The sequence below is a fragment of the Pseudomonas sp. NFPP24 genome, from assembly GCF_900112095.1.
In the GTDB taxonomy this organism is placed as follows: Bacteria; Pseudomonadota; Gammaproteobacteria; order Pseudomonadales; family Pseudomonadaceae; genus Aquipseudomonas; species Aquipseudomonas extremorientalis.
This window is the reverse complement of the sequence record NZ_FOKD01000002.1, coordinates 152,325-171,733: the sequence shown is the minus strand read 5'-3', so window position 1 is coordinate 171,733 and position 19,409 is coordinate 152,325. Positions and strand designations below refer to the sequence as shown.

Annotated in this window: 15 protein-coding genes and 1 pseudogene; 12 read left to right on the top strand and 4 right to left on the bottom strand. The window is 60.4% G+C overall.

The genetic code is table 11. From position 1 onward, the window contains the following. Positions 1-101: 101 nt before the first annotated feature. Positions 102-347 carry a sulfurtransferase TusA gene (gene tusA / locus BM026_RS04480; protein WP_058425075.1) on the top strand — a complete coding sequence of 82 codons (246 nt, stop codon included), beginning with the start codon at positions 102-104 and terminating at the stop codon, positions 345-347. Here the strand turns inward: tusA and BM026_RS04475 are convergent. Continuing rightward, on the bottom strand, positions 344-1,738 hold the full coding sequence (locus tag BM026_RS04475; protein ID WP_093126168.1) for an MATE family efflux transporter: 1,395 nt from the start codon (positions 1,736-1,738) through the stop codon (positions 344-346). The genes tusA and BM026_RS04475 overlap by 4 nt on opposite strands. Positions 1,739-1,877: 139 nt before the next feature. On the opposite strand from BM026_RS04475, the gene pdxB reads away from it, so the two are divergent. After that, a complete protein-coding gene (gene pdxB, locus BM026_RS04470; protein WP_093527531.1) occupies positions 1,878-3,020 on the top strand; it encodes a 4-phosphoerythronate dehydrogenase PdxB in 1,143 nt (380 codons plus the stop codon). Between the two features lie 54 nt (positions 3,021-3,074). On the opposite strand, the gene BM026_RS29135 is transcribed toward pdxB, so the two are convergent. Further along, on the bottom strand, positions 3,075-3,248 hold the full coding sequence (locus BM026_RS29135) for a PA1571 family protein (RefSeq protein WP_170856100.1): 174 nt from the start codon (positions 3,246-3,248) through the stop codon (positions 3,075-3,077). Positions 3,249-3,484: 236 nt separating this feature from the next. Between BM026_RS29135 and BM026_RS04465 the strand changes: the two genes are divergently transcribed. Beyond that, positions 3,485-5,260: an ABC transporter transmembrane domain-containing protein gene (locus tag BM026_RS04465; RefSeq protein WP_175486702.1), complete on the top strand. Its 1,776-nt coding sequence runs from the start codon at positions 3,485-3,487 to the stop codon at positions 5,258-5,260. 63 nt (positions 5,261-5,323) lie between these two features. After that, positions 5,324-6,088, top strand: a pseudogene (locus BM026_RS04460) (Fic family protein); the annotation flags it as partial. An 88-nt stretch (positions 6,089-6,176) separates the two neighbouring features. Here the strand turns inward: BM026_RS04460 and BM026_RS04455 are convergent. Continuing rightward, positions 6,177-8,105 (bottom strand): transglycosylase SLT domain-containing protein, encoded by a 1,929-nt coding sequence (locus BM026_RS04455; RefSeq protein ID WP_093527529.1) that lies wholly within the window; start codon positions 8,103-8,105, stop codon positions 6,177-6,179. A 212-nt stretch (positions 8,106-8,317) separates the two neighbouring features. On the opposite strand from BM026_RS04455, the gene BM026_RS04450 reads away from it, so the two are divergent. Further along, complete coding sequence (locus BM026_RS04450) at positions 8,318-10,240, top strand: ATP-binding cassette domain-containing protein (RefSeq protein WP_093527527.1); 1,923 nt, start codon at positions 8,318-8,320, stop codon at positions 10,238-10,240. Between the two features lie 105 nt (positions 10,241-10,345). Here BM026_RS04450 and BM026_RS04445 read toward each other — a convergent pair whose 3' ends face one another. Further along, positions 10,346-10,786: a universal stress protein gene (locus BM026_RS04445; RefSeq protein WP_092247369.1), complete on the bottom strand. Its 441-nt coding sequence runs from the start codon at positions 10,784-10,786 to the stop codon at positions 10,346-10,348. 106 nt (positions 10,787-10,892) lie between these two features. On the opposite strand from BM026_RS04445, the gene BM026_RS04440 reads away from it, so the two are divergent. The 7 genes from BM026_RS04440 to BM026_RS04410 all read left to right on the top strand — a co-directional run bounded on the left by BM026_RS04440 (position 10,893) and on the right by BM026_RS04410 (position 19,264). Then, positions 10,893-11,330: a hypothetical protein gene (locus tag BM026_RS04440; protein WP_071489006.1), complete on the top strand. Its 438-nt coding sequence runs from the start codon at positions 10,893-10,895 to the stop codon at positions 11,328-11,330. A gap of 448 nt (positions 11,331-11,778) precedes the next feature. Continuing rightward, on the top strand, positions 11,779-13,926 hold the full coding sequence (gene fadB / locus BM026_RS04435; RefSeq protein ID WP_034102543.1) for a fatty acid oxidation complex subunit alpha FadB: 2,148 nt from the start codon (positions 11,779-11,781) through the stop codon (positions 13,924-13,926). Positions 13,927-13,955: 29 nt separating this feature from the next. Next, positions 13,956-15,131 carry an acetyl-CoA C-acyltransferase FadA gene (fadA, locus tag BM026_RS04430; protein WP_016975260.1) on the top strand — a complete coding sequence of 392 codons (1,176 nt, stop codon included), beginning with the start codon at positions 13,956-13,958 and terminating at the stop codon, positions 15,129-15,131. A 97-nt stretch (positions 15,132-15,228) separates the two neighbouring features. Then, positions 15,229-15,465, top strand: coding sequence for a DUF1653 domain-containing protein (locus tag BM026_RS04425; RefSeq protein WP_092247372.1), 237 nt, complete (start codon positions 15,229-15,231; stop codon positions 15,463-15,465). A gap of 114 nt (positions 15,466-15,579) precedes the next feature. Beyond that, the gene (gene topA / locus BM026_RS04420) at positions 15,580-18,201 is read left to right on the top strand and encodes a type I DNA topoisomerase (protein WP_092247375.1); all 2,622 of its coding nucleotides are present in this window, start codon (positions 15,580-15,582) and stop codon (positions 18,199-18,201) included. 187 nt (positions 18,202-18,388) lie between these two features. Beyond that, entirely contained in the window at positions 18,389-18,910 is a 522-nt protein-coding gene (locus tag BM026_RS04415; RefSeq protein ID WP_093527525.1) for a DUF6586 family protein, read from the top strand. Positions 18,911-19,030: 120 nt separating this feature from the next. Then, positions 19,031-19,264 (top strand): hypothetical protein, encoded by a 234-nt coding sequence (locus tag BM026_RS04410; RefSeq protein WP_010212068.1) that lies wholly within the window; start codon positions 19,031-19,033, stop codon positions 19,262-19,264. The last annotated feature ends 145 nt before the right edge of the window (positions 19,265-19,409 follow it).

Below are 19,409 nucleotides of genomic sequence, written 5' to 3'. Positions count from 1 at the left end.
CGAAAGCGGTATAACAGTCGAAACTAATGTTGAATGTGCCCGTGTCTTCGCGGGCAAGCCCGCTCCCACCTTTGGAGCGGCATCCGTTTCAGGAGTGATGTATGAACCTCGATTTGCCCGTCGATGCCACCCTCGACGCCACCGGCCTCAACTGCCCGGAGCCGGTGATGATGCTGCACCAGCATATCCGCGACCTGCCGCCCGGCGGCCTGCTCAAGGTGATCGCGACCGACCCGTCCACGCGTCGCGATATCCCCAAGTTCTGCGTGTTCCTGGACCACGAACTGGTGGATCAGCAGGAACAGGCGGGTACGTACCTGTACTGGATCCGCAAGAAGTCTGCTTAACCCTGCGCTTTTTCTGCGCGGATGCGCCGGCGTGCACTGCGCGCCAGGCGCACCAGCAGCATCCCCGCCGCGCAGCTCAGGCCCACGATCAGCCCCTGCCACAAGCCGCTCGGGCCACTCGGTTCGCCGAGCCAGTCGGTCAGGCCCAGGGCGTAACCCACCGGCAGGCCCACCCCCCAGTAGGCGAACAAGGTCAGCACCATGGTGACACGGGTGTCCTGGTAGCCACGCAAGGCACCGGCAGCAGTGACCTGGATCGAATCACTGAATTGGAACAGCGCTGAAAACACGATCAGCGTGGAGGCCAGGTGGATGACGATCGGGTCCGGGGTGTAGATCGCGGCAATCTGTTCGCGAAGCAGCAACATCAGGCTGCAGGACAGGCAGGCGTAGGCCAGCGCCGTGCCCATGCCGACCCCTGCGGCAAAACGCGCTTCACGCGGTTCCCCACGGCCCAGGGCCTGGCCGACACGCACTGTCACGGCCATGCTCAGGGAGTAGGGAATCATGAACACCAGCGAGCTGACGTTCAGCGCGATCTGATGGCCCGAGACCACCGTGGCGCCGAGGCTGCCGATCAGCAGGGCGATGACCGCAAAAATGCTCGATTCGGCAAAGATCGCGATGCCAATCGGCAAGCCAATCCCAAGCACGCGCTTGATCACCGCCCACTGCGGCCAGTCGAAACGCTTGAACAGTTCGCTGCTCTGGTAGGCCGGTCCCCAGCGGGTCCATCCGGCCAGGCCGAGCATCATCACCCACATCGCAATGGCCGTGGCCCAGCCGCAGCCCACGCCGCCCATGGCCGGTATGCCCAGGTGGCCGTAGATGAAGATGTAGTTCAGTGGAATGTTCAGCGCCAAACCACACAGGCCCATGACCATGCTGGGCCGGGTGCGGCCCAGGCCATCACTGAAGCAGCGCAATACGTAGTAGAACGCGATGGCCGGCATGCCCGCGGCGATGCCGTGCAGGTAGCCCATGGACGGTTTGATCAGGTCGGGTTCGACTTTCATGGCATGCAGGATGGGCTCGGCGCAGAGCAGCAACAGCGCTGCCGTGATACCCACCACCAGCGCCAGCCACAGTGATTGGCGCACCAGCGGGCCGATCTCGCTGAACTGCCCGGCACCGTAGCGCTGGGCGACTTTGGGCGTGGTGGCCAGCAGCGTGCCGGTCATCAAGAGGTACACCGGAATCCAGATCGAGTTGCCCAGGCCCACCGCCGCCAGGTCTTGGGGGCTGACGCGTCCGGCCATCACCGCATCGACAAAGCTCATCGCCGTGGTGGCCAGTTGGCCGATCATGATCGGCAGGGCGAGCGTCAGCAGGCCGCGCACTTCCCGGCGGATGCGGGCGGGGCGGGTAAGGGGGGCGGCGGCAGTGTTCACGTGCAGGTGTCCAGTCGAAGCAAGCGCAGGACGGCGGATTCTACGCGCTGACGCATCGGTCAGGAAAAAACCTGTGTTAGCGATTTGTAAGCGAGGGCTGCGATCCCTGTACACTGCGGGTCCGCCTAAGGAGCCTGCCATGCTGATTGTTGCCGACGAAAATATTCCGCTGCTCGATGCCTTCTTCCAGGGTTTCGGCGAGATTCGCCGTGTGCCTGGCCGTTCCATCGACCGTGCGACGGTAGAGCAGGCCGACGTGTTGTTGGTGCGCTCGGTGACCAACGTCAACCGTGCCTTGCTCGATGGCACCAACGTGCGCTTTGTCGGCACTTGCACCATCGGCACCGATCATCTGGACCTCGACTACTTCCAGCAGGCCGGCATCCAATGGTCCAGCGCCCCCGGCTGTAACGCCCGCGGTGTGGTGGACTATGTGCTGGGCAGCCTGCAGACCCTGGCCGAGATCGAGGGCGCTGACCTCAACCAGCGCACCTATGGCGTAGTGGGTGCCGGTGAAGTCGGCGGGCGACTGGTCAAGGTACTCAAGGCCCTGGGCTGGAACGTGCTGGTCTGCGACCCGCCCCGGCAAATCGCCGAAGACGGCGATTACGTCAGCCTGGCGCAGATCATCGAGCAATGCGACGTGATCAGCCTGCACACCCCGCTGACCAAGTCCGGCAACGGCTCCACCTGGCACCTGTTCGACCGCCAGCGTCTTGAGCAGCTCAAGCCTGGCACCTGGCTGATCAACGCCAGCCGTGGCCCGGTGGTCGACAATGCCGCCCTGCGCGAAGTGCTGCTGGACCGCGAAGACCTGCAAGCGGTGCTGGATGTGTGGGAGGGCGAGCCGCAGGTGGACGTCGACCTGGCTGACCTGTGTGTATTGGCCACGCCGCATATCGCCGGCTACAGCCTGGACGGCAAGCAGCGCGGCACGGCGCAGATCTATCAGGCGTTCTGCGCGCACCTGGGCCAGGAACCGAGCATTCACTTGAGTGACCTGCTGCCGCCACCGTGGTTGGCCGAGGTGCAGTTGAATGCTTCCACCGACCCCGCGTGGGCACTGGCGACCCTGTGCCGCAGCGTGTACGACCCACGCCGGGATGATGCGGATTTCCGCCGCAGCCTCGTAGGAACGGTGGACGAGCAGCGCAAGGCGTTTGACCTGCTGCGCAAGCACTACCCCGAGCGCCGCGAGATCGATGGTTTGAAGGTGCGCATCCAGGGTGAGTCGGCGGTGTTGTCCAGCATCGTGTCCGCGTTGGGCGCAGTAGCGGTTTAGATACCCGATAAAAAACCCGGCCACCAGGGCCGGGTTTGAACGAGCGTGGGCGCTTCAGCCTTGCTGTGCAGGCTTGACCAGTCGCTGTTCCAGTTCGCTGCACGCTTGCTGGATCATCTTTTCGGTGATCTGCACTTCGCGGCCCTGGGCATCGATGTACGAGCAAGGCAACTGCTGCTGCTGGCGGATCACTTCAATCTTGGCATCGCTGCTGTTCTGCAAGGTCATGGCCTGTCTCCTCATCAGGTTGTGTACCTATTCTAAAACCCGCGCGTGACCAGGCTGTTACAACTCCCTGCCAGGTCAGCGGTTCGAACACCCAGTCCACCAGAAACCGATACATATTTCCAGCCGGGGGTTAGACCGATAGCCTCTAGGGATCAGCATCGGCGGGCATAATTAACCTGACTCATTGCTATTCGCCCAAGTTCCCCCCATGTAGGTATACAGACTCCTTATCGGTGATGCCCTCCATGTTCTCAGTCCGCCAACGCCGTGCCATTCGCCTGGCCAGTCGCTTCATCGCGCCCTACCGCTGGCAGGCGCTTGGCGCCCTGTTGGCGCTGATCGTCACGGCTGGCATCACCTTGTCCATGGGGCAGGGCATCCGCCTGCTGGTGGACCAGGGGTTCATGACGCAGTCACCGCACCTGCTCAATCAGTCCATCGGGCTGTTCATGATCCTGGTGCTGGGCCTGGCGGTCGGCACCTTTGCGCGGTTCTACCTGGTGTCGTGGATCGGCGAACGGGTGGTCGCGGATATTCGCCGGCAGGTGTTCAACCACCTGATCTACCTGCATCCGGGCTTCTATGAGAACAACCGCAGTTCGGAAATCCAGTCGCGGCTGACCACTGATACCACGCTGCTGCAATCGGTGATCGGTTCCTCGCTGTCGTTGTTCCTGCGCAATGCCTTGATGGTCATCGGCGGTATCGTGCTGCTGTTTGTCACCAATCCCAAGCTCACCAGCATCGTGGTGGTGGCGCTGCCGCTGGTGCTGGCGCCGATCCTGATCTTCGGCCGCCGGGTGCGCAGTCTGTCGCGTCAGAGCCAGGACCGCATCGCCGATGTGGGCAGCTATGTGTCCGAGACCCTCGGCCAGATCAAGACCGTGCAGGCGTACAACCACCAGGTGCAGGACGAACAGCGCTTCGCCGTGACCGTGGAAGACGCCTTCACCACCGCGCGCAAGCGCATCACCCAGCGGGCCTGGCTGATTACCCTGGTGATCATGCTGGTACTCGGTGCCGTGGGCGTGATGTTGTGGGTCGGCGGCATGGACGTGATCAGCGGGCGCATTTCCGGCGGTGAACTGGCGGCGTTTGTGTTCTACAGCCTGATCGTCGGCAGCGCGGTCGGCACCCTCAGCGAGGTGCTCGGCGAGCTGCAACGTGCCGCCGGTGCCGCCGAGCGCATTGGCGAGTTGCTGCAGTCGAGCAACGACATCCAGGCGCCGGTCGCCGGTACTGTCCGACTGCCGGCCCGGGTCAGCGGGCGCATGGAACTGCAGGACCTGCGCTTTTCCTACCCTTCACGGCCGGACAGCTACGCCATCGACGGCCTGAACCTGACCATCAATCCTGGTGAAACCCTGGCATTGGTCGGCCCATCCGGTGCGGGCAAATCGACGATCTTCGACCTGCTGTTGCGCTTCTACGACCCCCAGCAAGGCCGCATCCTGATTGAAGGCCACCCGCTGACCGAACTCGACCCCATGGACCTGCGCCGCCACTTCGCCCTGGTGTCCCAGAGCCCGGCGCTGTTCTTTGGCAGCGTCGAAGAGAACATCCGCTACGGCCACCCGACGGCCACCCAGGAACAGGTCGAAGCGGCGGCGCGCATTGCCCACGCCCACGATTTCATCCTGCAAATGCCCGACGGCTACCAGACCCACCTGGGCGACGGCGGCATGGGCCTCTCCGGCGGTCAACGCCAGCGCCTGGCCATCGCCCGCGCCTTGCTGGTGGACGCACCGATCCTGCTGCTGGACGAAGCCACCAGCGCCCTCGATGCCCAGAGTGAACACCTGATCCAGCAAGCGCTGCCGCAACTGATGCAAGGGCGCACCACCCTCGTGATCGCCCATCGACTGGCCACGGTGAAGAACGCCGACCGCATTGCCGTGATGGACCAGGGCAAGCTGGTGGCAGTGGGGACGCATCAGCAGTTGATTGCGAGCAATGCGTTGTATGCAAGGTTGGCGGCGTTGCAGTTCAATGATGGGGTGGAAATTGATTGAAGCTGCGCAATGCGGCGCCCTTGAGGCATCATGTGTTTTTTCGTGATTGAGCTGGATGAGGACATGAGCCGTTATCAACCTCCGTTGACCCTGACTACAAAGATGCTCACCCTGGTAGCCGATATCAGTGAGCAGATAGGTCAACTTTCAGTCGGTGATGATAATCGCCAAACGCCTCAGCTCAGGCGTGGCAATCGCATTCGCACCATCCAGGCCTCATTGGCTATCGAGAACAATACTCTCAGCGTCGAGCAAGTGACTGCCGTTCTGGAAGGTAAACGAGTGTTGGGCCTGCCTCGGGAAATCCAGGAAGTGCGTAATGCATTTGCCACTTACGAGGCTATGACGCAGTGGAGTCCGAGCGATCGAGTTGACTTGCTCAAGGCGCATGAATTGCTGATGTTTGGATTGATCGATGATGCGGGTCGATTCCGGCAGTCAGGAGTCGGCATCTATCGTGGTGAGCAATTGGTTCATATGGCACCGCCCGCCAGCCGTGTCACACATCTTGTGGACGATTTGCTGCAATGGCTGGCTGTTTCCAATTGGCACCCGTTGATCGCCAGTTGCGTATTTCATTATGAATTCGAGTTTATCCATCCATTTGCCGACGGAAATGGGCGGATGGGACGACTCTGGCAAACGTTGATTCTTAGCCAGTGGCGTCCTGTATTGGCTTACCTGCCGGTGGAAGCTGTGATTCGGGAACAACAGGATGCTTACTACGCCGCGCTGTCGGCAGCCGACCAGCAAGCGGAAGCGACCCCGTTCGTTGAGTTCATGCTGCAGGCGTTGAACCTGGCTTTAGCCGAAGCTGTGCAAAGTGAACGTCCTGGCGCCCCATAAAAAATGCCCGCATCTCTCAATGCGGGCATTTCTATCGAAACTTCAATCTTACCGCTTGAAGCTTCTCCTGTTACTGATCATCAAAGTACCGCTCATGCCAATCCACCAGCGGTTGCGGTGAGTTGAGCTTCTGCCCGTAGATCACCGAATAAGACAGCACGTTCTGCACATACTGACGGGTTTCGTCGAACGGGATGCTCTCCACCCACACATCGAAACTCAGGTGATCGGCGCCGCGCAGCCACTGGCGTACGCGACCCGGTCCGGCGTTGTAGGCGGCGGAGGCGAGCACGCGGTTGCCGTTGAACTGGCTGTGCACCTGGCTCAGGTAGGCGGCGCCGAGCTGGATGTTTTTATCCGGGTCCAGCACCTGGGCCGGGGAGGCCAGGGGGATGCTGAACTTGCGTGCGGTTTCCTTGGCGGTGCCGGGCATCAGTTGCATCAGGCCGCTGGCGCCGACGCCGGAGCGGGCGTCGTCCATGAAGGCGCTTTCCTGGCGAGTGATTGCGAACACCCAGCTGGAATGCAGGCCGCGCACCTTGGCTTCACGCACCAGGGTATCGCGGTGGGCCATCGGGAAGCGGATGTCCAGGTCGTCCCAGTACTGCGCCTGGCTGATGGTGCGGATGGCCGGGAAGTACCACTTCATGTCGTAGGCCAGCTTGGCCTGGGCGACCATTTCGTCACGGTTGAAGTGACGGCTGACGTGGTACCACTCACGGCGGCCATCCACCACCTGGCCACGTGCGTAGAACTCCAGTGCACGACGCACGCCCGGGGTATTGCGTACCTTGTTGACCAGCGCCTGGCTCATCAGCAACGGTTTGTTCTTCAACTGGTACGGCGCCTTGGAGCGATCAGCGGCCAGGAACCCATAGAAGTCACGCTCCTGCGCCAGGTGCTTGTACAGGACCAGCGCTTGCGGGTTCTTCGGCTCGGCCAGTTCCAGGCTGCGGGCCTGCCAGTAGCGCCAGCGATTGGTGGTGGCCAGGTCTTGTGGCAGTTTGCGGGTCAACTGGTAGGCGTCTTCCCAGCGGGCCAGGCGCAGCAGCAGGCGCAGGCGCCACTCGGACACAGTGTTGTCGCGCAACTCGGGATCGTACTTGGTCATCACCTCCAGGGCGCGCGGGTCATAGCGCTTGGCCAGGGTGAGACCGATTTCCCGGGCGATCGACACTTTTTCGTCACGGGAGAAGTGCATGCTGCTGGCGTAGCCATCGAGCAGGGCCATGGCCTTGTCCGGATCCTGGCGTGCCAGGCGACGCAGGCCCAGGCCCACGGCGTCAGACATGGCCTCGGTGGCCGGCAGGAAGCGCGATGGGTCACTGAGCATGTCGGGCTTTTGCGCCACGTCCACCATCAGGCGGCCTTGAGGGCCCAGCGTGCGCAGGGTTTTTACCAGGCTGTTGGCCAGCGCGTAGTTGCGTGCTTCGGCGGCGAGCTTGGCGCGGTCCCAGATCTTCTGTTCGGTGAGTTGGCCGTCAGCCGCCCATTGGCCAAAGGTGACATCGCAGGCAGCCGGTTGGGACTTGCCGGTCATCCAGAGTTTTTCGGCGGTCTTGTAGCCTTCGGCCTTCAGATTATGGGTGAGCTGGTACTGGCCGTGCAGGCAGTCCAGTTCGACGAAATTGAGCTTGGAGTCGTAGTACTTTTCAAAGGTCTGCCAGTCGCCGCGCTCGGCCAACCAGCGCAACCAGCGCAGTTTCATCCAGTTGGCCTGGGGCAGGTCGCCGTTTTTGGCGAGGAATTGCTCGATTTCCTGGTTGCTCGCGGTTTTCAGGCGAGCGGTCAGTTCGTCGTAGGCCAGGTAGGGCGTCAGCGGGTAGTCGGCCAAGGCCTGGCTGTATTGCATGTACGGGCCGGTATCGCCCTTGGCCAGGGCGCGTTTGGCTTCATCGTAATATTGACGTTGGGTGGTGAGGTCCATGGCCTGGGCGGATTGGACGGCGGTGGCGGAAAGAAGCAGACAAGATAAAAAGTTGAAAAGGCGACTGCGCATGAGACGTCCGTGCAGAGGAATCTGGACAAGTGCCGGCGCTGCCGACACTGATTGCCCCTAGCTTAGCCTTTTGCCTGACGCCGATGAAAGCTTTGACCGCCGCTTCGTTCAAGTTACTCGGAAATGTCTCTCAGAGTATGTCGACTGAGAAAATCCCGGCCGCCTCAGCCCCTAACTCAGGTAGAATGCGCGCCCAGTTTTTGGAGAAGCGTATGACCCTGCTCAAATTCAGCGATGTGTCCCTTGCTTTCGGCGCCATGCCGTTGTTGGACAAGGTGTCCTGGCAGATCGCCCGTGGTGAGCGGGTGTGCATCATCGGCCGCAACGGCACCGGCAAATCCAGCATGATGAAGCTGGTCAAGGGCGATCAGAAGCCCGATGACGGCTCCGTATGGCGCGCGCCGGGCCTCAAGATCGGCGAATTGCCGCAAGAATTGCCGGTGGCCGACGGACGGACAGTGTTCGACGTGGTTGCCGAAGGCCTCGACGGCGTTGGCGCACTGCTCGCCGAATACCATCACCTGGCACAGAACTGTGTCACCGAAGATGACCTGAACAAGCTGATGCACGTCCAGCAAGACCTGGAAGCTCGTGATGGCTGGCGCTTGCAGCAGTTGGTCGACAGTACCCTGAGTCGCCTGCAACTGCCGGCGGACAAGACCCTCGCCGAGTTGTCCGGCGGCTGGCGTCGTCGCGTATTGCTGGCCCAGGCGTTGGTGTCCGAGCCGGACCTGCTGCTGCTCGACGAACCGACCAACCACTTGGACATCGGCGCGATTGCCTGGCTGGAAGAAGCCCTCAAGGAATTCCAGGGCGCCGTGCTGTTCATCACGCACGACCGTTCCTTCCTGCAGAACCTGGCAACGCGCATCCTGGAACTGGACCGTGGCGGCCTGATCGACTGGAACGGCGACTACGCCAGCTTCCTGGTGCACAAGGAAGCCGCGCTGGCCGCCGAAGAAACCGCCAACGCGCTGTTCGACAAGAAACTGGCCCAGGAAGAAGTCTGGATCCGCCAGGGCATCAAGGCCCGCCGCACCCGTAACGAAGGCCGCGTACGCGCCCTTAAAGCCCTGCGTGTCGAGCGCAGCGAGCGTCGCGAGCGTACCGGCAAGGCCAATATCCAGCTGGACACCGCCGACAAGTCGGGCAAGCAGGTGATGGTGCTGGAGAACGTCAGCTTCCATCACCCGGACGGCCCGTTCCTGATCAAGGACTTCTCCATGGTCCTGCAGCGCGGTGACCGTATCGGCCTGCTGGGTGCCAACGGCACCGGCAAGACCACCTTGCTCAAGCTGATGCTCAACGGCCTGCAGCCGACCAGCGGTAAAGTGGAGGAGGGCACGCGGATCGACGTGGCCTACTTCGACCAGTTGCGCCATCAGTTGGACCTGGAAAAAACCGTGATCGACAACGTCGCCGAAGGCCGCGACTTTATCGATATCGACGGCCAAAGCCGTCACGTGCTCAGCTACCTGGGCGACTTCCTGTTCAGCCCGCAGCGTGCGCGTACCCCGGTGAAAGCCTTGTCCGGTGGTGAGCGTGCGCGCCTGCTGCTGGCCAAGCTGTTCAGCAAGCCGGCCAACCTGCTGGTCCTCGACGAACCGACCAACGACCTCGACGTGGAAACCCTCGAGCTGTTGGAAGAAGTGCTGCTGACCTTCAACGGCACCGTGCTGATGGTGAGCCACGACCGGGCATTCCTCGACAACGTGGTCACCAGCACCCTGGTCTTCGAAGGTGAGGGCAAGGTGCGTGAATACGTCGGTGGTTACCAGGACTGGCTGCGCCAGGGCGGTTCCCCGCGATTGCTGGGCGTGACCGAGAGCAAGTCCGGCAAAGCCGACTTGACCTCCGCCGTCGTGACCCCGGTGGTCGCTGCTGCTGCACCGGCCCAGGACGCTGCGCCGGCGACCAGGAAGAAACTCAGCTACAAGCTGCAGCGTGAGCTGGAAGCCTTGCCGGGTGATATCGACGCCAAGGAACAGCAGATTGCCGCGGTAGAAGCGCAAATGGCTGACGCGGGGTTCTACCTGCGTCCGGCGGCGGAAACCGCCGAGGTCATCGCTTCCCTGGAGAAACTGAACCAGGAGCTGGAAGTGTTGGTCGAGCGTTGGGCTGAGTTGGATGCCTGATTGATCCAAATGCATTGAAAAACCCGGTGTTCATTTGGATGAACACCGGGTTTTTCATATGAAATGCGATTCAAAATGTGGGAGGGGGCAAGCCCCCTCCTGGTCTTACGAGCTTTTGAGCAGCTTCACCGCCAGCACATCGCATGGCGCACCATGCAGTACATCGTTGGCCGTGGAGCCTAGCAGCAATGCGAGCCCATGACGGCCATGGCTGCCGACCACGATCAGATCACAACCTTTTTCCTTGGCCAGGTGGTGGATTTCCTGGCGCGGTTGGCCGTATGTCAGGTGGCAGTCTTCCTTTTTCAGGTGCGGGTACTTGAGAATCAAGCGGTCCAGACGCTCCTTGGCCTGGTCGAATTGTTGTTGCTGCAACTGGGAAAGGTCCATCGGAACGTCACCGCCAAAGGCCATGGCCATGGGCTCGACGATATGCACCAGCGACAGCACCGCACCATTGGCCAATGCAGATTCCTGCGCGCGCTTGATCACTGGATCGCACTCTTCGGTCAGATCGACAGCGACCAGAATATGTTGGTAGGGCATGAGGCGTTCCTCCAGGGGGACTGCAATAGATTCAGTATGGCTGCTTTCAAGCGGATGGGGTTGCGTCAGATCAAATCCGCTCATCTGTAAATTCGGGAGTACACATATGACGGTCTGGATAGTGGTGTCAATCCTTGTGGTGCTGCTGAGCCCCCTGGCATGGTTGCGCCCGTCGCGCCACCAGAGCGGGCGCATGGCCCTGCGCATGGAGGCGCGCCGTATCGGCCTGGCCATGCAACTGGCGCCCCAGGAGTGGCCGCACTGGCTCAAGCAGGAGCCGCCGAGCCCTTGCGCGCAGTACTGTCGGCCACGACGCGGCAGCACGCCGGCGATATGGTGTTATTGGCAGTTGGATCCAGGTGTGTGGGTCAATCAATGGCGCGAAGTGTGCGTCGATGAAAAGTTGTTGCCGCATTTTGCGACGCTGCCGGCCAACGTCTACAAGGTCGAGGCAGACAAGCAGATGATCGCCTTGTACTGGGGCGAGAAGGGCGAGGCGAGCGTGTTGAAGGATATCGATGCGCTGCTCAAGGCGTTGGCCTGAATCGCAGGCAATAAAAAGCCCGACAGTCATCATCGGGCTGGAGTTGGCCAGGCAGGCCGGTAAATCGTTGGTTGCGGCTAGCCTAGCCGCATATCTCATTCTGTACAGCCTTTTCCCACATCTTTTCTATTATTGATTTCGTGAATATTCAAATATTGATAATGCGCGGGCGTGGGCGTGAGGTTCTGAACTGACTGGAAAGTCGCGTTTTTCCTAGCCTTTGGAGCGATTGACAATTGCCCGGAATTGGATGAAGGTGGCGTACCCAAATCAAACGGGCGTATGAATTGAGCGTTTGTCTGTCAGACGACTCATACAGAATCCCGACTATCGCATTGGCGGGTGTGCCTGGCGGATTGGCGTGAACATTGACGATTTCATCAATGTCCAACCCATAGGCCAGCGTCCAATGTGTACTGTTCAGCTTCCATATCGTGGAGATCAGTTGATGATTTACGAAGGTAAAGCCATCACGGTTAAGGCTCTTGAAAGTGGCATCGTCGAACTGAAATTCGACCTCAAGGGTGAGTCCGTCAACAAGTTCAACCGTCTAACCCTGAATGAATTGCGTCAGGCCGTAGACACCATCAAAGCAGATGCTTCGGTCAAGGGCGTGATCGTTTCCAGCGGCAAGGACGTGTTCATCGTCGGCGCTGACATCACCGAATTCGTCGACAACTTCAAGCTGCCCGATGCCGAGCTGGTGGCTGGCAACCTCGAAGCCAACAAGATTTTCAGCGATTTCGAAGACCTCAACGTACCGACCGTCGCTGCCATCAACGGCATCGCGTTGGGCGGCGGCCTGGAAATGTGCCTGGCGGCAGACTTCCGCGTCATGTCCGCCACTGCCAAGATCGGCCTGCCCGAAGTCAAGCTGGGCATCTACCCAGGTTTTGGCGGCACCGTACGTTTGCCGCGCCTGATCGGTGCCGACAATGCCATCGAGTGGATCGCCGCCGGTAAGGAAAACAAGGCTGAAGACGCCCTGAAAGTCGGTGCCGTCGACGCAGTTGTCGCTCCGGACAAGCTGGCCGAAGCCGCACTGAACCTGATCAAGGGCGCCATCAGCGGCGAGTTTGACTACAAGGCCAAACGTCAGCCGAAACTGGAAAAACTCAAGCTCAACGCCATCGAACAGATGATGTCGTTCGAAACCGCCAAGGGTTTCGTGGCTGGCCAGGCCGGCCCGAACTACCCAGCGCCGGTTGAAGCGATCAAGACCATCCAGAAAGCCGCGAACTTCGGGCGCGACAAGGCCCTGGAAGTGGAAGCGGCGGGCTTCGTCAAACTGGCGAAGACCTCGGCGGCCCAGAGCCTGATCGGCCTGTTCCTGAACGATCAGGAACTGAAGAAGAAGGCCAAGGCCTACGACGAAATCGCCCGCGACGTGAAACAGGCTGCCGTACTCGGCGCCGGTATCATGGGCGGCGGTATCGCCTATCAGTCGGCGTCCAAAGGCACGCCGATCCTGATGAAAGACATCAACGAGCACGGCATCGAACAAGGTCTGGCGGAAGCCGCCAAGCTGCTGGTCGGTCGTGTGGACAAAGGTCGTATGACCGCAGCGAAGATGGCTGAAGTGCTCAACGGCATTCGTCCTACGCTGTCCTACGGTGATTTCGGCCATGTCGACCTGGTGGTCGAAGCGGTTGTCGAGAACCCGAAGGTCAAGCAAGCCGTACTGGCTGAAGTGGAAGCCCAGGTCAAAGACGACACTATCCTGGCGTCCAACACTTCGACCATTTCCATCTCGCTGCTGGCCAAGGCCCTCAAGCGTCCGGAAAACTTCGTCGGCATGCACTTCTTCAACCCGGTGCACATGATGCCGTTGGTGGAAGTGATCCGTGGCGAGAAGTCCAGCGAGCTGGCCGTGGCCACTACCGTTGCCTACGCCAAGAAAATGGGCAAGAACCCGATCGTAGTCAATGACTGCCCGGGCTTCCTGGTCAACCGCGTGCTGTTCCCGTACTTCGGTGGTTTCGCCAAGTTGGTCAGCGCTGGCGTGGACTTCGTGCGCATCGACAAGGTCATGGAAAAATTCGGCTGGCCGATGGGCCCGGCGTACCTGATGGACGTGGTCGGCATCGACACTGGCCACCACGGCCGCGACGTGATGGCTGAAGGCTTCCCGGACCGCATGAAAGACGACCGCCGCTCGGCGATCGACGCGCTATACGAGGCCAAGCGCCTGGGCCAGAAGAACGGCAAGGGCTTCTACGCCTACGAGGCGGACAAGAAGGGCAAGCAGAAGAAAGTGGCCGACCCGTCCGTGCACGAAGTGCTGGCACCGGTCATCTACGAGCAGCGTGAGGTGTCCGACGAAGACATCATCAACTGGATGATGATCGCCCTGTGCCTGGAAACCGTGCGTTGCCTGGAAGACGGTATCGTAGAAACCGCCGCCGAAGCCGATATGGGCCTGGTGTACGGTATTGGTTTCCCTCCATTCCGTGGTGGTGCACTGCGCTACATCGATTCCATCGGTGTGGCCGAGTTCGTTGCCCTGGCTGACAAATACGCTGATCTGGGCCCGCTGTACCACCCGACCGCGAAGCTGCGTGAAATGGCCAAGAACGGCCAGAGCTTCTTCGGTTAAGCGCCCAGACGACTAGAGCGAGAATATTTATGAGCTTGAATCCAAGAGACGTGGTGATTGTCGACTTCGGTCGCACACCGATGGGCCGCTCCAAGGGCGGCATGCACCGCAACACCCGTGCCGAAGACATGTCGGCGCACCTGATCAGCAAATTGCTGGAACGCAACGTCAAGGTCGACCCGAACGAAGTCGAGGACGTGATCTGGGGCTGCGTCAACCAGACCCTGGAGCAGGGCTGGAACATCGCGCGCATGGCGTCGTTGATGACCCAGATCCCGCATACTGCTGCCGGCCAGACCGTCAGCCGCCTGTGCGGTTCGTCGATGAGCGCGCTGCACACCGCCGCCCAGGCGATCATGACCGGCAACGGTGATGTGTTCGTAGTCGGTGGCGTGGAGCACATGGGCCACGTCAGCATGATGCACGGCGTCGACCCTAACCCGCACATGTCGCTGTACGCGGCAAAAGCCTCGGGCATGATGGGCCTGACCGCGGAAATGCTCGGCAAAATGCACGGCATTACCCGCGAAGCCCAGGACGCGTTCGGCCTGCGCTCCCACCAGTTGGCCCACAAGGCGACCGTGGAAGGCAAGTTCAAGGATGAAATCATCCCGATGAACGGCTACGACGAGAACGGTTTCCTCAAACTGTTCGACTACGACGAAACCATTCGTCCGGACACCACCCTGGAAAGCCTGGCGGCGCTCAAGCCGGCCTTCAATCCAAAGGGCGGCACCGTGACAGCCGGTACCTCGTCGCAAATCACGGACGGTGCCTCATGCATGATCGTGATGTCGGCGCAGCGTGCCCAGGACCTGGGTATCCAGCCGCTGGCCGTGATCCGTTCGATGGCGGTGGCGGGTGTGGACCCGGCAATCATGGGCTATGGTCCAGTACCGGCCACACAAAAAGCCTTGAAGCGCGCGGGCCTGACCATCAACGACATCGACTTCTTCGAGCTCAACGAAGCTTTCGCCGCACAGGCCCTGCCAGTGCTGAAAGATTTGAAAGTACTCGACAAGATGAATGAGAAGGTTAACCTGCACGGCGGCGCGATTGCCCTGGGCCACCCATTCGGTTGCTCCGGTGCGCGGATTTCTGGCACTTTGCTTAACGTGATGAAGCAAAATGGCGGCAACCTCGGGGTTGCAACCATGTGCATTGGTCTCGGCCAAGGCATTTCCACCGTCTTCGAACGCGTCTAAGCGTTGGCGTGACGGAAGCCGGGGCCCAGTGCCCCGGTTTTTGTTTTTTGGAATTTTTAATATTTTTTTTCAACAAATTTTGTAAGAGGGCCAGAGCATGAAAGTCGAACCAGGGCTCTATCAACATTATAAAGGTCCGCAGTACCGTGTTTTCAGTGTGGCGCGCCACTCCGAGACCGCAGAAGAAGTGGTGTTCTATCAAGCTCTGTATGGCGATTACGGCTTTTGGGTACGCCCGTTGAGCATGTTCCTGGAGACCGTCGAAGTTGACGGCGAGCAGGTCCCGCGCTTTGCTTTGGTCCAGGCCGAACCCAGTCTTTTTTCAGGGCAATAACGGCAGGTCGCGCAGACTGCTGCGCTTGACCTCACCTTGTTGCCACTATATATAGCGTTGCCGCGACAGGCGCCAACTGCCTTTCACTTCTCGAATTCAGGAATTTTCCGATCCATGGGCAAATCGCTGGTCATTGTGGAATCCCCGGCTAAGGCCAAGACCATCAACAAGTACTTGGGCAACGAGTACGTGGTGAAGTCGAGTATCGGCCATATCCGAGACCTGCCCACCAGCGGTTCGGCTAGCGCCAGCAAGGAGCCAGCCGCCAAGCGCGGCAAGGCGGCTGCGGGCGAAGGTCCGGTGCTCACCCCTAAAGAGAAAGCGCGCAAGCAGCTGGTCTCGCGTATGGGGGTGGACCCGGAACATGGCTGGAAGGCCAAGTACGAAATCCTTCCCGGCAAGGAAAAGGTCATCGAAGAGCTGCGCCGGCTCGCCAAGGATGCTGACACCATCTATCTCGCGACGGACTTGGACCGCGAAGGGGAAGCCATTGCCTGGCACCTGCGGGAAGCCATCGGAGGTGATGACAGCCGCTACAAGCGCGTGGTGTTCAACGAAATCACCAAGAAAGCTATCCAGGAAGCCTTCTCCAAGCCGGGCGAGCTGGACATCGACCGGGTCAACGCCCAGCAGGCGCGTCGCTTCCTCGATCGCGTGGTGGGTTACATGGTCTCGCCGCTGCTGTGGGCGAAGATTGCTCGTGGCCTGTCTGCCGGCCGAGTGCAATCGGTTGCGGTGAAGCTGGTGGTGGAGCGTGAGCGCGAGATCCGTGCGTTCATCCCCGAAGAATATTGGGAAGTCCACGCAGACCTCGGCACCGCCAAGGGCGCCAACGTGCGCTTTGAAGTGGCCCGTGAGAAAGGCGAGGCTTTCAAGCCGCTGAACGAAGCCCAGGCCATGGCCGCGCTGGAAAAGCTCAAGGCGTCCAGCTACAGCATCGTCAAGCGTGAAGACAAACCGACCAGCAGCAAGCCGTCGGCGCCGTTTATCACCTCCACCCTGCAACAGGCTGCGAGCAACCGCCTGGGCTTCGGTGTGAAGAAGACCATGATGATGGCCCAGCGCTTGTACGAAGCCGGCTACATCACGTATATGCGTACCGACTCCACCAACCTGTCGGTGGACGCGGTCGCCATGGCGCGTACCTATATTGAAAGCGAATTCGGCAAGAAGTACCTGCCGGAGAAGCCGAACGTCTACAGCAGCAAGGAAGGCGCACAGGAGGCTCACGAAGCGATTCGTCCTTCCGACGCCAACACCACGCCCGCCAAGCTGAGCGGCATGGAGCGCGACGCCGAGCGCCTCTACGAGCTGATCTGGCGCCAGTTCCTGGCCTGCCAGATGCTGCCGGCGCAATACCTGTCCACCACCGTGAGTGTGGGCGCTGGCGACTTCGAGCTGCGTGCCAAGGGCCGTATCCTCAAGTTCGACGGCTATACCCGTGTGATGCCGCAGATCGCCAAGCCGGGCGATGATGACGTGCTGCCGGACATGGCCCAGGGCGATACGCTGAAGCTGATCAAGCTCGACCCGTCCCAGCACTTTACCAAGCCGCCGGCGCGCTACTCCGAGGCCAGCCTGGTCAAAGAGATGGAAAAACGCGGCATCGGTCGTCCTTCGACCTACGCGGCGATCATCTCCACCATCCAGGACCGCGGCTACGTGGCGCTGCACAACCGTCGTTTCTATTCGGAAAAGATGGGCGACATCGTCACCGAGCGTCTGTCCGAGAGCTTCTCCAACCTGATGGACTACGGCTTCACCGCCGGGATGGAAGAGAACCTCGATGACGTGGCCCAGGGCGAGCGTGACTGGAAAAACGTGCTGGACGAGTTCTACGGCGACTTCAAGAAGAAACTCGAAGTGGCCGAAAGCCCTGAGAGTGGTATGCGTGCCAACCAGCCGGTGATGACCGACATTCCGTGCCAGACCTGTGGTCGGCCGATGCAGATTCGTACTGCGTCCACTGGCGTTTTCCTCGGTTGCTCGGGCTACAGCCTGCCGCCGAAAGAGCGCTGCAAGGCCACCGTCAACCTGGTGCCGGGCGACGAAATCGCGGCCGATGACGAGGGCGAGTCCGAGTCGTTGGTACTGCGTGGCAAGCACCGCTGCCCGATCTGCAGTACGGCGATGGACGCCTACCTGCTTGACGAGAAACACAAGCTGCACATCTGCGGTAACAACCCGGATTGCAACGGCTACGAGATCGAAGAGGGCACCTATCGCATCAAGGGCTATGAAGGTCCGAGCCTGGAATGTGACAAGTGCGGCAGCGAGATGCAGCTCAAGACCGGCCGTTTCGGCAAGTTCTTCGGCTGTACCAATCCGACCTGCAAGAACACCCGCAAGCTGCTGAAAAGCGGTGATGCGGCGCCGCCGAAGATGGACCCGGTGAAGATGCCGGAGCTCAAGTGCGAGAAGGTCAACGACACCTACATCCTGCGTGACGGTGCTTCGGGGTTGTTCCTGGCCGCCAGTCAGTTCCCTAAGAACCGCGAGACCCGTGCGCCGCTGGTGCTGGAAATCGTGCCGCACAAGGACGAGATCGATCCGAAGTACCACTTCCTGTGCGAAGCGCCGAAGAAGGACCCGGATGGTCGCCCAGCCGTGATCCGCTACAGCCGCAAGACCAAGGAGCAGTACGTGCAGTCCGAAGTGGACGGCAAGCCGACTGGCTGGAAAGCGTTCTATGACGGCGGCAAGTGGAAGGTCGAGGATAAACGCCAGGGCGCTTGATCCGGCGGATGCGCTGAAGACCCAAATGAGGGTGGGGGCTTGCCCCCTTCCTCATTTGGGTCTGTTTGGTTCTGAAAGTCGACTTTTGACCCGCATAAGCGGCGGTTTATTGCACTTGCAGTAGGCTCGGCTGATCCGTGACACTGTTCAGCCAGCATCACGTTTATTCGTTGTGGAGATTGCCGTCATGGCCTACGAACTCTATACCCGTACCAATCAGAAAATTTACTTCGCGGGTTTGTCCCTGGAAGCCCTTGGCCGTGCCGAGGAAGGGAAAGAGATGAATGCCATTGCGCTGGTCCAGGCGGGGCGTGAAGCGGCGTTGTTCCACCTGTATGGCGCCTTGCTGGGCCTGTGTCATGAAATCGCCGGGTTTTACCGCCTGCCCCAGGCCGGTTCGCCCCGTGCGGAAATAATCATGAATCGCGAAGTGCTGGACACCATGGCGATTCCTGAGCTGGCTGAGCTGGTGGAAATGGCGCAAAGCCCCGACAGTTGGATCGCACGCTTGCTCAAGGCGCATGCCGATATGTTCCAGCCGCCGCGCATTCCCCATGTGCCCAAGGGGGATGTGACCCAGCCGCTGATCGTGGCGGTTGCAGTGGAAGAGGAAGAGCCCAAGCCGTTGAGCCGGGAAGAGCTGGGAGGCTGGCGCCAGGAATTGAAAAAGATGGCGCTGCGCTTTCGTGAAGGCCTTAATGAATGTTGATCATCCTGTAGGAATTGGGCGGCGACCATTCATCAAGCTGTCAAGAAACCTGTTCAGATCCTCTGCGAGGCTGGGTGGATGACTGATATAATCCCGGCCTTTCGTGGAGAACAGACTTTTATGCCGACGTCCTTTCTGGAAATTGTTGAGTTGCCTGACGGCCGAATCGAGCTGCGCCGGGCAGAGGACGAAGGTTCTCTGGTCATTCTGGATTTTTCCGAGGATGCCAAGGTGTTCTTGCAGGGCCAGCATGTGGAAGTGGCTAAAGCCATGTTGAGCGTGGGTGTGCAGATGGCAGGTCGCCTGGCAGAAGGCGAACCGGAGAAAGAAGACGGGCCGCGGGTTCTTCATTGAGCCCAGATGACAGGTCGGTTTTTACAATGACCGGGTTTGTTGTGGTGAGTTGGCTTCTGCGTTGAACGGGCTTCTGTGGCGGGCGGGCTTGCTGTGGTGAGCGGGCTTGCCCCGCGTTGGACTGCGAAGCAGTCCTAGATGGATT

Coding starts and splice junctions, on each gene's coding strand:
- tusA (WP_058425075.1), top strand. CDS start 102: ATGAACCTCGATTTGCCCGTCGATGCCACCCTCGACGCCACCGGCCTC.
- pdxB (WP_093527531.1), top strand. CDS start 1,878: ATGCTGATTGTTGCCGACGAAAATATTCCGCTGCTCGATGCCTTCTTC.
- BM026_RS29135 (WP_170856100.1), bottom strand. CDS start 3,248: ATGACCTTGCAGAACAGCAGCGATGCCAAGATTGAAGTGATCCGCCAG.
- BM026_RS04465 (WP_175486702.1), top strand. CDS start 3,485: ATGCCCTCCATGTTCTCAGTCCGCCAACGCCGTGCCATTCGCCTGGCC.
- BM026_RS04455 (WP_093527529.1), bottom strand. CDS start 8,105: ATGCGCAGTCGCCTTTTCAACTTTTTATCTTGTCTGCTTCTTTCCGCC.
- BM026_RS04450 (WP_093527527.1), top strand. CDS start 8,318: ATGACCCTGCTCAAATTCAGCGATGTGTCCCTTGCTTTCGGCGCCATG.
- BM026_RS04445 (WP_092247369.1), bottom strand. CDS start 10,786: ATGCCCTACCAACATATTCTGGTCGCTGTCGATCTGACCGAAGAGTGC.
- BM026_RS04440 (WP_071489006.1), top strand. CDS start 10,893: ATGACGGTCTGGATAGTGGTGTCAATCCTTGTGGTGCTGCTGAGCCCC.
- fadB (WP_034102543.1), top strand. CDS start 11,779: ATGATTTACGAAGGTAAAGCCATCACGGTTAAGGCTCTTGAAAGTGGC.
- fadA (WP_016975260.1), top strand. CDS start 13,956: ATGAGCTTGAATCCAAGAGACGTGGTGATTGTCGACTTCGGTCGCACA.
- BM026_RS04425 (WP_092247372.1), top strand. CDS start 15,229: ATGAAAGTCGAACCAGGGCTCTATCAACATTATAAAGGTCCGCAGTAC.
- topA (WP_092247375.1), top strand. CDS start 15,580: ATGGGCAAATCGCTGGTCATTGTGGAATCCCCGGCTAAGGCCAAGACC.
- BM026_RS04415 (WP_093527525.1), top strand. CDS start 18,389: ATGGCCTACGAACTCTATACCCGTACCAATCAGAAAATTTACTTCGCG.
- BM026_RS04410 (WP_010212068.1), top strand. CDS start 19,031: ATGCCGACGTCCTTTCTGGAAATTGTTGAGTTGCCTGACGGCCGAATC.